We start from the raw sequence: 13,886 nt of genomic DNA, 5'->3' as shown, positions 1-13,886 counted from the left end.
AGAGGTCTCTCCTTATCTATTGCAAGGCATTGGCACCGCCAACAATTTCAGAAATTTCATTCGTAATACTGGATTGACGTAATTTATTATATTCAAGCCCTAAGGAACTGATGAGATCCCCAGCATTATCAGTAGCAGATGTCATAGCTGTCATACGAGCACCTAATTCACTTGCCGCCGCTTGTAATAATCCATTATATACGGTAATTTCTAAATATTTTGGTAATAATGCATCCAGAACTGCTGCAGGGTCCGGCATAAATTCATACTCTTCGCCCTTTACTTCATCATCTGGTTGCTCTAACGGTAGAATGCACTCTGCCTGTGCAATTTGCGTCATAGAATTTACAAAGCGCGTATAAATCATGATAACTTCGTCAACTTCATGACGTTCATATAATGAAAGTGCATGATCCATAATATGTCGCGCATGTTCGTAACTCGGTTTATCGGAAAAACCACTGTACGATTGATCAATATGATAGTGACGAGATTTTAAACTATCCTTTGGTTTTCGCCCAGCTGTAATGAGGCAATATTCATCAGGTGTTTTTTGACCGATTTGTTCTATTGCCAATTTTAATACGTTAGACGAATAGGCGCCTGCAAGGCCCTTGTCAGCACCGATAACGATATAACAAGTCCGTTTTACAGGTCTACTTTCAAGTAGAGGACTCACATAATCTCGTAAATCACTAGTGGAGATATGACGCAAGATTTGCCCTATTTTTTCTGCGTATGGCCGCGTTGCATCAGCTTTTGCTTGAGCCCTACGAAGACGAGCAGAAGCTACCATCTTCATCGCTTTTGTTATTTGTTGCGTATTAGTAACACTCTTTATACGCTTTCGCAAATCTTGTGCACTAGCCATACATTACGCCTCCTTACGGGAAACTAATGTATGTGTAGCACCAAAGGCTTCTACACATTCTGGAATAGCTTGTTTTAACAAGTTTTCTGTTGCTTCATCAAGTTTATTTGTGCTTTCAATATTGCTGATAATTTCAGGATAATTTGCACGAATAAAACGTAATAATTCCGCTTCAAATGCCAATACATCAGCTACTTGAATGCTAGCTAAGTATCCCTTAGTACCAGCATATAGGTTAATAACCATTTCAGCTACACTCATTGGCTCATATTGACCTTGTTTCAACATTTCAGTCAATCGTTCACCACGGTCTAATTGTGCTTTTGTGGCTGCATCAAGATCAGAACCGAACTGAGCAAATGCTGCTAATTCACGATATTGTGCAAGGTCCAAACGCAATTGACCAGCTACTTGTTTCATCGCTTTAGTTTGCGCACTACCACCTACACGAGATACGGACAAACCTACGTCAACAGCAGGACGAATACCGGAGTAGAACATATCTGTGCCCAAGAAAATTTGACCATCAGTAATGGAAATTACGTTTGTTGGGATATAAGCAGATACGTCACCAGCTTGCGTTTCAATGATTGGCAACGCTGTAATAGAACCGCCACCAAGTTCTGGTGAAAGTTTAGCAGCACGTTCCAATAGACGGCTATGTAAGTAGAATACGTCCCCTGGATACGCTTCACGCCCTGGTGGACGACGTAATAATAGAGACATAGCGCGATATGCAGCCGCTTGTTTTGTTAAATCATCATATACGCAGAGTACATGTTTTCCTTTGTACATAAAGTATTCGCCCATTGCAACACCTGCATATGGAGCAATGTATTGAAGTGGAGCGCCTGTGGAAGCACTCGCAGAAACGACGATTGTGTAATCCAATGCGCCTGTTTCTTCTAATTTTTGTACTACACGAGCTACGGTAGATTCTTTTTGACCAATCGCTACATAGATACAAATTACATCTTTCCCCTTTTGGTTGATGATTGTATCAAGAGCAATTGCAGTTTTACCTGTACCACGGTCACCAATGATAAGCTCACGTTGACCACGACCAATTGGTACCATCGCATCGATAGCTTTCAAACCTGTTTGCAAAGGTTCGTTTACAGATTGACGATCCGCAATACCAGGTGCTGGATGTTCTACAGGACGACGTTCTGTCGCTTGAATAGCACCCTTGCCATCGATAGGTTGCCCCAACGGATTAACTACGCGACCAATAAGGGCATCCCCTACTGGTACGTCCATGATTTTGCCGGTACGGCGTACTTCATCGCCTTCTTTAATCAAGAAGTCGTCACCAAGTAGTACGGCACCAACATTGTCTAATTCTAAGTTCAAAACCAGGCCATATACGCCGTGTGGTAATTCTAACAATTCACCGGCCATGGCTCTTTCAAGACCATAAATATGGGCGATGCCATCCCCTACGTCGAGGACAGTACCCACGTCATCGACATTAAGGTCAACATCATAGTCCTGAATCTGCTGTTTGATTATAGCAGTGATTTCTTCAGGCTTCATTTTCATATATACCCATTCACCCCAATCTAATAGAGTCAGTTCGTACTAACGTTTTTTTCAATTCGTCTAAGCGACGTGCAATCGATCCATCAATGCGTTTATCACCGATTTGAATGATAATACCACCCATGATTCTAGGGTCTTGACGCACCGATACAATGACATCCTTGCCGGTCATCGCTTGTAATTTAGCTTGTACATCATCACGCAATGTATCAGTTAATGGTTCTGCTACAGTTACAATTGCTTCTAAAATACCTCGTGCTTCGCGAGATTTTTTTATGAAAGCTCTAATTGTATCTTGCAAATAACGATATCTGCCACGTTTAACCATGACATACATGAAATGAAGTACTGTCTTTTCTACAGCAGTGCCAAAGACCTTTCCAAGTAGAGAAATCTTTGCATCTGCTTCCACAATAGGATTATTAATAAACCCTACCAATTCTGGTTGTTCATTAAGAACAGAGGCCACATATAAAAGATTTTCTTCTGTAGTTACTAAATTACCTTGTTCTTGAGCTAGCTCTAACATAGCTGAACTGTATTTATCTGCTACAATTTCTGTGCTCATAATATCACAACCCTATCGTTTTACTATCAAGTTTCGCAATAGCGTCTTCAATTAATTTTGTATTAGTTTCGCTGTCCATATCTTTTGCCACAACCTTAGTCGCCATTGCAACAGATAAGGAAATAACTTCGTTACGCAAATTATTCATAGCACGATCACGTTCGTTTACGATATCTTGACGAGCTCGTTCTTTTTCACGTTCAATTTGTTCACGAGCTGCTGCCAATTGTTCACGCGTAGTCGCTTCTGCTTGTTGCACTGCCTTTTCAACGATTTGTTGAGCCTCTTGACGTGCATTCGCTATTTGCGCAGCATAATCAGCTTTGAATTGTTCCGCTTCATTACGAGCAGCTTGAGCATCTGCTAAGTCCTTAGCAATGCGTTCTTTACGCTCTTGCATCATAGAAACCAATGGTTTATATGCAAAACGGGCCAAAATCCAAACTAATATAAAAAAGTTTAGCATTTGAGCAAGAATTGTCCCTAGTGTTAAATCTACCAAGGTCGTTCCTCCTCGCTATTATCTGAACAATAAAATGAAAGCAACTACTACGCCGATGATAGGCATAGCTTCGATTAAGCCGATAGCTACGAACATTGTGGACATTAATTGACCGCGCAATTCAGGTTGACGTGTAATACCTTCAATAACTTTACTAGCTACCATGCCGTCACCAATACCTGCCGCGATAGCACCACAACCTACTGCGATTGCCGCAGCTAATGCGAATAAACCTTGAACTTCCATAATAAATCCTCCATTAAAATTAGTGTTCTTCACTTAATGCCATACCTAAATAGTTGGCTGTTAGAACTGTAAAAATAAAAGCTTGAATAATACCAATAAATAAACTAAAAGCAATCCAAACCCATGGTACAGGTACGAACCAAGGCAAATTATAAAGGATTTCCAATAAAATTTCGCCAGCTACAATATTACCAAATAGACGGAAAGCTAATGTGATAGGTTTTGCTATTTCTTCAAATATGTTTAGAACTAGCATAGCCTTATAAGGCTGTAAGAAATGATTAAAATAAGATAAGCCTTTTACTTTAATCCCCATTCCCCAAACTATAAAGCTACTGCACAATGCGAGTGCTGCTGTTGTATTAATATCCGCCGTAGGCGAAGTAACAGCATGTAGCGTTGGCAATAAACCAAGCTCATTACCAACAAAGATAAATAAGAAGAATGTGAATAACAATGAACTCACCATCGGCCAGTGTTTCCCAAGCGTTGGCGATAATTGACCTTCTAATGCTTCCAATATAGTTTCCACTACATTTTGAACACCCGAAGGCACTAATGCTCGATTTCGCGTAGCAAGCACGGAAATGATGATGACGATCGCCATCGTAATCCACGTAGCAATTAAGGTATCGATGTTAAACGATAAACCTAGCCACTGTACTACTTGATGGTGACCCGCATGCAGTTCCACAGACTCAACCCCTTTCTCACGTAGCAATATAAATTTTATATATATCCATATAATATATATCTATGTATTATCATACCTCTTTATAGGTATATAATCAACACTTCCAGAGTAAACAATTCGTGATTTACATATTAAAAATGCATTTTATGCATTTAAAATTCATAATAGGAATGTAATTAATCCTTATTTCATGCGATTTAGTCCTATCGCCCAATGCAATAAATTTTATTACTTACTTAATCGCCAAAACACGATATACAATACAGGCTGTATAAGTACAACTGAAATCAATAAACTTTCAGCTCGTACACCAGGTATTTGCAATCCTATGACTACGAAGGCGCCAATCAGAGCCAATCGCCACATCATTTGACGTCGCGCTTTAGCTACAGCCTGGTGTGGATTGCCATATGCTAGCCCTTTATTATGTAGACCTAACAGTACTAAATAAACCATCATAGTCAACATGCCCCATAACCAACCGAGCACGTACTGATTCCAGCCCATAATATATTGGACAAGTAGGCCTAAAAAGGTAACAAAAAAACAGGCCCATAGCACATGACGTATGAATTTAATATATTGATTCATAAATACCTCACTATTTAACCTGTTTATATAACATATAAAAGCCTGTTAGGGCACCGATTAATCCAAGAATAACCATGCATAATGGCATGGTATCCATCCATGTATCCAGTTTATATCCTATCCAGATAAATCCACCGATACAAAATAAAAGGGTCAGCCCTGCCGATGTAGCCATCGCCAGAGCTTTCACCATATCCTTGTCCATATTATTTACCAAATCGTTCTGGTCGATTAGCATCGCCTAAGAACTCGTGACGCAACGCTTGTAAAATACGTTCAGATGCTTTGCCATCACCATAAGGGTTAACGGAATTTGACATTGTCTTATAGGCTGCTTCACTGTGTAATAGCTCATAAGCAGCTTCATATACCGCCTCTTTATCAGTACCTACAAGGCGAACTGTACCAGCATCTACAGCCTCTGGTCGTTCAGTAGTATCGCGCAATACGAGAACTGGTTTACCAAGAGCAGGAGCCTCTTCTTGAATCCCACCAGAATCTGTAAGAATTAAGTAAGACTTAGCCATCAAGTTTGCAAATGGCTCATAATCAAGAGGATCGATAAGTGTAACACGGTCAACATCCCCTAGTTCCTCTCGAACTACTTGACGAACTTTTGGATTTTTATGCACCGGGAATACCACTTGAATATCATCAAAATCATTCAATAAATCACGAATAGCTTGATACACATGACGCATAGGTTCACCAAGGTTTTCACGACGATGTGTGGTGACAAGAACTGTACGCTTATTTGGATCGAGTGCATTAATAGCCGCATCATCAAAGACATAATTATCTTTTACCGTAGTATCTAGTGCATCAATTACAGTATTACCAGTAACATAAAGGTGATCAGTATTAATATTTTCTCGTTTTAAATTCGCTTCAGAACTAGCGGTAGGTGCAAAATGATATGTTGCCAAGGAACCTGTTAATTTGCGGTTCATCTCTTCTGGAAATGGAGAGTAAATATCGCCTGTACGAAGGCCTGCCTCCACATGACCTACTGGGATTTCTTGGTAAAAGGATGCCAACGCACCTGCAAAGGTTGTTGTCGTATCACCATGAACGAGTACTACATCAGGTTTTGCTTCTTCTAAAACGGATTTTAATCCCATCAATGCACGATTTGTCACATCGTACAACGTTTGACCTTGGCTCATGATATTCAAATCATAATCAGGCGTAATGTCAAACAGGCGCAACACTTGGTCGAGCATATCTCTATGTTGTGCTGTTACAGTTACAATTGGCTCCATATCTGGTGCCGCTTCTAAGGCTTTTACTAGCGGAGCCATTTTGATTGCCTCTGGTCTTGTACCAAAGATAGTCATTACTTTCAACATTTACTCATCCTCCACAGAGTCTAATAAAAAAGGGGCGCATTGCGCCCCTACATTGGTTACTCTTTTTTAGAGTCATCATCTGCATGCTCTAATGCTTTTGCCAATTCTTTGCGATCAAACGAAATAGTTTCATCTAAATTGCTACGTTCAATTGTAGGGCGAGGTAAGGGATGTCCCGCCGCATCACTATGTGTAATAACACCCAAGCGACGAGCCACATAGATACTACATAGGAAAATAGCTAAGACTAGTACGCAACCAATCCAAGCATTAACCTCTGCAACGATAACAGAAACACCACCAAAGAGAGCGGTAACAGCATACATCATCAATACTGCTTGTTTTTGAGATAAGCCTTGTGCCAATAAACGATGGTGTACATGACCTTTATCTGGTTTAAAGATAGGTCGTCCACTAATCTTACGACGTACGATAGCAAACAATGTATCTAATATAGGTAAACCAAGAACGATAGCTGGAACAACTAAAGCAATGGTAGCTGCCGTTTTCACGGCCCCCATAACAGATATAGCTGCTAAGGTATAGCCGAGGAGCATCGAACCGGTATCCCCCATAAATATCTTGGCGGGATTAAAATTGTACCGCAAGAAACCTACCGTCGCACCTGCAAGAGCCAATGCGATACAAGCTAAATCAATTTGACCTAATTGTAATGTCATCGCACATACGGCAATACAAGCGATAAAGGAAATCCCTGCTGCCAAGCCATCAAGCCCATCGATTAGATTGACAATATTGGTAAATCCTACAATCCAGAATATGGTCAACGGAATGGCCCAATACTTTAAATAAACTACACCACCCCAAGGGAGGTTGATAAAGTCTACGCGAATATCATAGGCCACAAGAATGGCGGCAGCAATAATTTGCCCCATCAATTTCGTCTTCGGCTCGATTTGTCGAATATCGTCCCAAATACCAACAAGGACTAGAATAACAGTACCCAATACGAAGCCGAATAATTTATGGTCATGAGGAATACTGTTGTTAAATAACACAGATCCTATATAACCAAGGAAAATAGCCAATCCACCAAGACGGGGAATAGCACCATGATGCACTTTACGAGCATCAGGTTTATCAATGGCCCCTACGGCAACGGCGAACCGTTTTACCAAGGGGGTTAGTGCAAAGGTTATGACGAGAGCCAACACAAAGGCCCACACATAATCAGGCACATACTCACTCATAAGTACACCTCCAACAACTCGAATTCAACAGATTCGAGGTTTCAACTTAGTTTGTTAAGCTGCGAATAGGTGCTGGAATACGACCGCCACGAGCAATAAACTCAGCTGCGCTGTATGGACTTACTTCAATAATTGGAGCATAGCCAAGAAGGCCGCCAAATTCAACAACTTCACCAACTGTTTTACCAGGAACTGGGATAACGCGGACTGCTGTTGTTTTATTATTAATCATGCCGATAGCAGATTCGTCGGCGATGATAGCAGAAATTGTATCTGCTGTTGTGTCGCCAGGAATAGCAATCATATCGAGACCTACGGAACATACACAAGTCATAGCTTCTAATTTATCAAGGGATAGACTACCGCAAGATACAGCATCAATCATACCTGCATCTTCAGAAACCGGAATGAAAGCACCACTTAAACCGCCTACGTGAGAGGATGCCATAAGGCCACCTTTTTTCACCGCATCGTTTAACAATGCTAATGCTGCTGTAGTGCCATGACAACCACAGGCAGATAAGCCCATTTCTTCAAGTACATGAGCTACGGAGTCACCTACTGCAGGCGTTGGTGCCAAGGACAAGTCGATGATACCAAATGGTTTACCAAGGCGACGAGATGCCTCTTGTGCTACCAATTGACCAACACGTGTAATTTTGAACGCCGTACGTTTAATAGTTTCGGCCACAACGTCAAATGGTTCACCACGCACTGCTTCAAGAGCATGTTTTACAACACCTGGGCCAGATACACCTACGGAAATAGCGCTATCACCTTCGGTTACACCGAAGAAAGCACCTGCCATAAATGGATTATCTTCTACAGGATTACAGAAAATAACGAGCTTAGCACAACCAAGTGCATCATTATCTTTAGTAAGGTCAGCCGTCTTTTTAACGATAATGCCCATATCACGAACTGCATCCATGTTGATACCTGTTTTAGTGGAACCAACACCAACAGAACTACAAACGATGTCTGTTGTGGCTAACGCTTCAGGAATAGAATCGATAAGAATACGGTCAGCTTTAGTCTCACCTTTCGTAACGAGTGCAGAAAAACCACCGATAAAATTAACACCCACAGTTTTGGCTGCGCGGTCAAGCGCTTCTGCAATTGGTACATAAGATGTTAAATCACTGCCAGCTGCCACTAAGGAAATCGGTGTTACAGAAATACGTTTATTGATGATAGGCACACCAAATTCACGCTCAATGTCCTCACCGGTTTTAACCAAATGTTCAGCTTCTTTAGTAATACGGTCATAAATGCGATTGCAGAGCTCTTTACCAGAGCTAGATGCACATTCTAACAAGCTAATGCCCATTGTAATGGTACGCACATCGAGCTTGTTATCATGAATCATCTGATTCGTTTCAAGAATATTGTCAATAGATAACATGTGCGCCTCCTTATCCTACGCGGTGCATGCTAAGGAAAATATCAGCATGTTGCGCACGAATTTCTACGCCTAATGTATTACCTAGTTCGGATAAAGCATCTTGAATAGATGTTAAATCTTTTACGTCGTTAGTTTCGGTTTCACACATCATAATCATATTAAACAAACCATCTAGAATCGTCTGATTAATAGATAAGATATTTACTTTATGGTCTGCCAAAATACTGCTGACACCAGCAATGATACCTACACGGTCGACACCAACTACGGTAACTACTAATTTCATACAATCACCTTTTCTGACTCACTACAAACTATGTACATGAAAATTCATTCATTCTATAAACTATATTAATATATTATATCACATATATCATATTAAGAGCGTGAAAACTTTATGAGAATGCTCATTCGGTCTCTATGGTGCCATTTAATGCAGCATTGACAATTTCCTCACCTGCAGTGAGTAGTGCCACAAGACCTAAATCGCCTTTGTAACTTTCACCATAAATTTTGTATAAATCTTCTGTACCAGATGGTCTAGCTACGAACCACCCTTTATCAGTTTCTACGCGTACACCATCGATTGGCATATCATTATACAATGATGTGGTACGAATATTCGTGATGGGATCACCATCAACAGTAGTGGCAGTAATTAATTCAGCACTCATTTGTTTTAGGATTTGTTTTTGCTCTTTTTTGCATGGTGCATCAATACGGCCAAAACTTGGATTTCCAAACTCCTCAACAAATTCGTCAGCCATTTTTAGTGCAGATTTTCCCATAACGGCCATGATTTCCATACTTAACAAAGCCATAATCATACCATCTTTATCGGTAGTCCAAACAGTGCCATCCTTTTTCAAGAAGGAAGCGCCCGCACTTTCTTCACCACCTATGCCAATGGCTCCATCAAATAAAAGCTGTGAAAAATATTTAAAGCCCACAGGTACCTCATACACAGGAGTTTCAGCATCAGCAGCCCATTTATCAATCATCGTAGTGCATACAACAGTCTTACCAACACCCTTATTTTTCCATCCGCGCGTGGTAAATAAATAGCGAGCTGCTAATGTTAAAAATGTATTAGCCGATATAAGCCCACTGGACACGACAATGCCATAGCGATCATAATCAGGATCATTACCAACTGCTAAATCAAAATCCCCGATTCGATTAATAACCGAAGCCATCACATAAGTGGAAGAACAGTCCATACGAACTTTGCCATCATGGTCATAGGTCATAAAACTAAAGGTCGGATCATAATCATCATGAATGATAGTTAAATCAAGACCATATCGTTCCTTGATAGCATTCCAATAGCTGGCACCGCTACCACCTAATGTGTCCACCAATACCTTTGGACCGGCCGCTTTAATGGCCTCCATATTAATAACATCGCCTAATTCTTCCACATATAAGCCTTTATAGTCATATGGCACTTGTGCAGTAGGTTCAATATTATCTATGCTAATGCGCTTAAAGTCCTCGCTTTCACAATAGGCAGTCAAATACTCGTTGGCACGCATCTCAATCCATTTTGTCACCACCGTATCAGCAGGACCACCGATAATCGTATTATATTTAATGCCCCCATTATCAGGCGGGTTGTGAGACGGTGTAATAATGATACCGTCCGCCTTATCGTCATGTTCTTCATTGTATCGAATAATAGCGCGTGATACAGAAGGTGTTGGAACGAAAGCCATATCACAATCTACCATAGCTGTAACGCCATTACCAGCTAATACCTCAAGCACGGTCACAAGTGCGGGCTGAGATAATGCATGCGTATCTTGGCCTACGAATATAGGACCAGTAGCACCAAATTGTTTACGACCATCACAAATGGCTTGTGTAATAGCCGCTACATGAAGGTCTGTAAATGTACCATCTACGGAGGTACCACGATGGCCAGATGTACCGAATGAAACCAATTGTGTAGGATTTGTCATATCTGGAACATTATCAAAGTACGCATCTACAATGGTCTGTACATCTATAATATCTTGTTCTTGAACAGGTTTTCCTGCTAATGCATGAGCCATGCTAGCCTCCTTATTCTAATCTTTGTGTTCTACATAATGAGCATTATCCTTACATTCTTTGACGAGATTTTCTATCGGCGTCGGCACAACAGGTGTAGTGAATCCTTTGCCGATAACCTCTTGTGCATCTGTGATGAGAATGAAAGCCTCATTATCCACTTCTTCTATAACTTCTTTTAATTTATTGACTTGCAGCAAATTAACCGCTACCATTACAATCTGTTTCGGCGTTCTCGTATAAGCACCGATACCATTGATAATCGTCGCACCACGGCCGACCTTACTAATGACCGCATCACAGACCTCATAGGTTCGATAGGTAATGATGAAAGCTACCTTTCGTTGATTAAAACCAATGACGACCTTATTGGTAATAATCGTATATACATACAACGATACGAGTGTAACCGCTACAGCCTCTAAGCCAACCACAAATACAGCAGCTGCTAAGATAGCAGCATTGATGACACTATTAATGGATCCCATTTGAAGTCCATAGTATTTTCGGACAATCAATGCTATCGGATCAAGTCCACCCGTATTACCGCCAACACGATATACCATACCGAGGCCTATCCCCGTTGTAAGACCAGCCATCATAGAACTCAACAATGGATCAGAAATGACCATATTATATTGTAAGAAATCAAAGGCATCTACCATCCAGGACAACATGACGGTACCGTACAAGGTATTGACAACCACGCGCTTGCCTAGCCAATGCCAAGCCGCCCAAAATATAGGAATATTTAAAATCACATTCCATGTACCGACGGAAAGTCCTGTGATGTAATAGAGTATAAGACCAATACCACTAATTCCGGTGCTCACCAATTTGTGCGGTAACACAAACGCATCAAGGCCAGCGCCAAAAATAGCACAGCCAATGGCAACGATTATACATTGGTATACATCATCTTTATATTTAGACCACATATAGGCCTCCCTAAATTGCCATTTCACTATAAATATTCTATAATTAATTAATTGAATATATAGCATTATCACTATATATTTACATACATATACAGTTTCATCATAAACTACTTAATGTTTATTTTCAATCATTTTTAATCTCATGTACGAATGGTATAGAAATTTGTACAAATCATATGTCGCATCGAGGATTTTATGTCAAAAAGTATCGAACAATTAGGTCATAGTAAAATCAATATTGGCCTTGCTATTACTGGTAAACGCGATGACGGATATCACAATATCGACAGTATATTCCAGTCTATTCGTTTGGCGGACTCCATCTACTTTGCCAAACATCACTCCGTTGTATTCTCCGGTGTAGCACCAGAGTTACCACAATACATTCAAGATCTCATCCCCTATGATGAACGCAATTTAGCATTAAAAGCATTGCGCGAAGTACAAAAGTATACAGGATGTAAGGCAGGTGCCGCTATTCACCTCATGAAACGCGTACCCGCGGCGGCAGGTCTTGGCGGTGGCAGCGCAGATGCAGCAGCGATGCTACTAGGCCTCAATAAGTTTTGGGATTTGCGCCTCACCATGGATGAGTTGATGACATTAGGTGCTAAACTCGGCTCCGATGTACCATTCTTATTAAAAGGTGGCACGGCTCGTGGTACAGGTCGCGGCGAAGAACTCGTCTATCACCCATCCCCTGAACCTCATTGGCTATTATTGGTAAAACCTGAAATTTCTGTATCCACTGCAGTAGCCTACGGTCGTTATAACGGCCAGTCCAACGCCACATCAGATACAATTACTAATGTATTACACCATTTGGAACAAAATGATATGTATGGGGCTTTCACAAATAGTGCTAATACATTTGAAGAATTATTATTCCCTGATCACGAAGAACTGATTACGTGTAAAGAGTTCTTTACGAGCCGTGACTATCCAACCATCATGACCGGCAGCGGCCCTACCATGGTTGTGTTGTTGGAAAAGCCGGCTCAAGCATTGTCCTTACAAGAAGAGATCAAAAAAACTGGTCATAACTGGCTTTCACTAATTACAAAAACCTGCACACAGGAGGAGGTAGAATGACAAAACGATTACAACCTATACGTCTAGATGCCTATAAACCATTAAGCGAAGTAGTGAGTGAAACTTTGCGCTCAGCCATTCAGGACGGCACCCTTAAACCGGGCGAGCGCCTCATGGAAATTCCTCTCGCCGAAGAACTCGGTGTGAGCAGAACCCCTATCCGCGAAGCTATTCGCAAACTCGAACTTGAAGGATTTGTCGTTATGGTTCCACGCCGTGGTACCTATGTGGCGAATATTTCATTAAAGGATATTACACAAGTATTCGAAATTCGTTCCGCCCTTGAAGAATTGGCCGCTGGCCTTGCAGCAGAGCGCATTACAAGCGATGAAATAGAAACGCTAGAGCGCATGCTCGTAGAAATCGGCGACCACATGGAAAATAAAGATATGGATAGTGTAGTGGCTGCAGACGTAGCATTTCATGAAGTTCTCTACAAGGCTTCTCGTAATGAACGTTTAGCAGACATCGTTCACAACTTGCGAGAACAAACATACCGCTTCCGCAGTTTTTCCATGAACCAACCAGGTCGTTTACGGAAAACTTGGGAGGAACATCGACTCTTGGTCGAAGCCATCGCATCCCATAATGCGGTACAAGCGCGCAAACTAGCACGCGTCCATATGGAACATTCTGAACAAACCTTATTACAAGGTATGGAGGATGCCAAATCCTTTAGTACAGAGAATATATAACATATAATAATCACATAATTGGATACCTGTTACACGCATACATAGATATAAATTGTATTTATGTATGCGTGTTTGTTATATTCTATAGAAGAATATCGCATTTTTTGGTACAATAGATACAAATTCTATA

16 protein-coding genes are annotated in these 13,886 nt (G+C 41.0%); 2 read left to right on the top strand and 14 right to left on the bottom strand.

The genetic code is table 11. The annotated features are described in order from the left end of the window. Positions 1–16 precede the first annotated feature (16 nt). From atpG to VAHSUH02_RS01710, 14 genes are all read right to left on the bottom strand, one after another. Positions 17–871 carry an ATP synthase F1 subunit gamma gene (atpG, locus tag VAHSUH02_RS01775; protein WP_005383954.1) on the bottom strand — a complete coding sequence of 285 codons (855 nt, stop codon included), beginning with the start codon at positions 869–871 and terminating at the stop codon, positions 17–19. Positions 872–874: 3 nt separating this feature from the next. After that, positions 875–2,413, bottom strand: a complete 1,539-nt coding sequence (gene atpA, locus VAHSUH02_RS01770) for a F0F1 ATP synthase subunit alpha (protein ID WP_005377173.1) — start codon at positions 2,411–2,413, stop codon at positions 875–877. 10 nt (positions 2,414–2,423) lie between these two features. Next, a complete protein-coding gene (gene atpH, locus VAHSUH02_RS01765) occupies positions 2,424–2,981 on the bottom strand; it encodes an ATP synthase F1 subunit delta (RefSeq protein WP_005377000.1) in 558 nt (185 codons plus the stop codon). A gap of 4 nt (positions 2,982–2,985) precedes the next feature. Continuing rightward, positions 2,986–3,483, bottom strand: coding sequence for a F0F1 ATP synthase subunit B (gene atpF, locus VAHSUH02_RS01760; protein WP_005381595.1), 498 nt, complete (start codon positions 3,481–3,483; stop codon positions 2,986–2,988). A gap of 18 nt (positions 3,484–3,501) precedes the next feature. Next, the gene (atpE, locus tag VAHSUH02_RS01755; RefSeq protein ID WP_005377043.1) at positions 3,502–3,729 is read right to left on the bottom strand and encodes a F0F1 ATP synthase subunit C; all 228 of its coding nucleotides are present in this window, start codon (positions 3,727–3,729) and stop codon (positions 3,502–3,504) included. 19 nt (positions 3,730–3,748) lie between these two features. Further along, the gene (gene atpB / locus VAHSUH02_RS01750) at positions 3,749–4,423 is read right to left on the bottom strand and encodes a F0F1 ATP synthase subunit A (protein WP_005377061.1); all 675 of its coding nucleotides are present in this window, start codon (positions 4,421–4,423) and stop codon (positions 3,749–3,751) included. 228 nt (positions 4,424–4,651) lie between these two features. Continuing rightward, complete coding sequence (locus VAHSUH02_RS01745) at positions 4,652–5,014, bottom strand: hypothetical protein (RefSeq protein ID WP_005383965.1); 363 nt, start codon at positions 5,012–5,014, stop codon at positions 4,652–4,654. Between the two features lie 10 nt (positions 5,015–5,024). Further along, positions 5,025–5,219 carry an AtpZ/AtpI family protein gene (locus VAHSUH02_RS01740; RefSeq protein ID WP_005377088.1) on the bottom strand — a complete coding sequence of 65 codons (195 nt, stop codon included), beginning with the start codon at positions 5,217–5,219 and terminating at the stop codon, positions 5,025–5,027. Position 5,220: 1 nt separating this feature from the next. Then, entirely contained in the window at positions 5,221–6,363 is a 1,143-nt protein-coding gene (wecB, locus tag VAHSUH02_RS01735) for a non-hydrolyzing UDP-N-acetylglucosamine 2-epimerase (protein ID WP_005383967.1), read from the bottom strand. A 56-nt stretch (positions 6,364–6,419) separates the two neighbouring features. Next, positions 6,420–7,574 carry a glycosyltransferase family 4 protein gene (locus VAHSUH02_RS01730; RefSeq protein ID WP_005377132.1) on the bottom strand — a complete coding sequence of 385 codons (1,155 nt, stop codon included), beginning with the start codon at positions 7,572–7,574 and terminating at the stop codon, positions 6,420–6,422. Between the two features lie 46 nt (positions 7,575–7,620). Further along, on the bottom strand, positions 7,621–8,979 hold the full coding sequence (locus tag VAHSUH02_RS01725) for a PFL family protein (protein ID WP_005383969.1): 1,359 nt from the start codon (positions 8,977–8,979) through the stop codon (positions 7,621–7,623). A 10-nt stretch (positions 8,980–8,989) separates the two neighbouring features. Continuing rightward, entirely contained in the window at positions 8,990–9,265 is a 276-nt protein-coding gene (locus VAHSUH02_RS01720) for an ACT domain-containing protein (RefSeq protein ID WP_005377141.1), read from the bottom strand. Between the two features lie 121 nt (positions 9,266–9,386). Further along, positions 9,387–11,033 (bottom strand): phosphoglucomutase, encoded by a 1,647-nt coding sequence (locus tag VAHSUH02_RS01715; RefSeq protein ID WP_005383970.1) that lies wholly within the window; start codon positions 11,031–11,033, stop codon positions 9,387–9,389. A gap of 15 nt (positions 11,034–11,048) precedes the next feature. Then, a complete protein-coding gene (locus VAHSUH02_RS01710; protein WP_038148939.1) occupies positions 11,049–11,969 on the bottom strand; it encodes a YitT family protein in 921 nt (306 codons plus the stop codon). Positions 11,970–12,164: 195 nt separating this feature from the next. Between VAHSUH02_RS01710 and ispE the strand changes: the two genes are divergently transcribed. Then, entirely contained in the window at positions 12,165–13,061 is an 897-nt protein-coding gene (gene ispE, locus VAHSUH02_RS01705) for a 4-(cytidine 5'-diphospho)-2-C-methyl-D-erythritol kinase (RefSeq protein WP_005383973.1), read from the top strand. Continuing rightward, positions 13,058–13,756 (top strand): GntR family transcriptional regulator, encoded by a 699-nt coding sequence (locus VAHSUH02_RS01700; RefSeq protein WP_005383974.1) that lies wholly within the window; start codon positions 13,058–13,060, stop codon positions 13,754–13,756. Before ispE ends, VAHSUH02_RS01700 begins: the two co-directional genes overlap by 4 nt. Positions 13,757–13,886 lie beyond the last annotated feature (130 nt).

This window comes from Veillonella atypica KON (assembly GCF_002959915.1).
Classification (GTDB): Bacteria; Bacillota; Negativicutes; order Veillonellales; family Veillonellaceae; genus Veillonella; species Veillonella atypica.
This window is presented reverse-complemented; position numbering and strand designations above follow the sequence as displayed.

What these genes read in the sequence shown, in the direction of transcription:
- atpG (WP_005383954.1), bottom strand. Translation starts at nt 871, where the DNA reads ATGGCTAGTGCACAAGATTTGCGAAAGCGTATAAAGAGTGTTACTAAT.
- atpA (WP_005377173.1), bottom strand. Translation starts at nt 2,413, where the DNA reads ATGAAAATGAAGCCTGAAGAAATCACTGCTATAATCAAACAGCAGATT.
- atpH (WP_005377000.1), bottom strand. Translation starts at nt 2,981, where the DNA reads ATGAGCACAGAAATTGTAGCAGATAAATACAGTTCAGCTATGTTAGAG.
- atpE (WP_005377043.1), bottom strand. Translation starts at nt 3,729, where the DNA reads ATGGAAGTTCAAGGTTTATTCGCATTAGCTGCGGCAATCGCAGTAGGT.
- VAHSUH02_RS01745 (WP_005383965.1), bottom strand. Translation starts at nt 5,014, where the DNA reads ATGAATCAATATATTAAATTCATACGTCATGTGCTATGGGCCTGTTTT.
- VAHSUH02_RS01740 (WP_005377088.1), bottom strand. Translation starts at nt 5,219, where the DNA reads ATGGACAAGGATATGGTGAAAGCTCTGGCGATGGCTACATCGGCAGGG.
- wecB (WP_005383967.1), bottom strand. Translation starts at nt 6,363, where the DNA reads ATGTTGAAAGTAATGACTATCTTTGGTACAAGACCAGAGGCAATCAAA.
- VAHSUH02_RS01730 (WP_005377132.1), bottom strand. Translation starts at nt 7,574, where the DNA reads ATGAGTGAGTATGTGCCTGATTATGTGTGGGCCTTTGTGTTGGCTCTC.
- VAHSUH02_RS01725 (WP_005383969.1), bottom strand. Translation starts at nt 8,979, where the DNA reads ATGTTATCTATTGACAATATTCTTGAAACGAATCAGATGATTCATGAT.
- VAHSUH02_RS01720 (WP_005377141.1), bottom strand. Translation starts at nt 9,265, where the DNA reads ATGAAATTAGTAGTTACCGTAGTTGGTGTCGACCGTGTAGGTATCATT.
- VAHSUH02_RS01715 (WP_005383970.1), bottom strand. Translation starts at nt 11,033, where the DNA reads ATGGCTCATGCATTAGCAGGAAAACCTGTTCAAGAACAAGATATTATA.
- VAHSUH02_RS01710 (WP_038148939.1), bottom strand. Translation starts at nt 11,969, where the DNA reads ATGTGGTCTAAATATAAAGATGATGTATACCAATGTATAATCGTTGCC.
- ispE (WP_005383973.1), top strand. Translation starts at nt 12,165, where the DNA reads ATGTCAAAAAGTATCGAACAATTAGGTCATAGTAAAATCAATATTGGC.
- VAHSUH02_RS01700 (WP_005383974.1), top strand. Translation starts at nt 13,058, where the DNA reads ATGACAAAACGATTACAACCTATACGTCTAGATGCCTATAAACCATTA.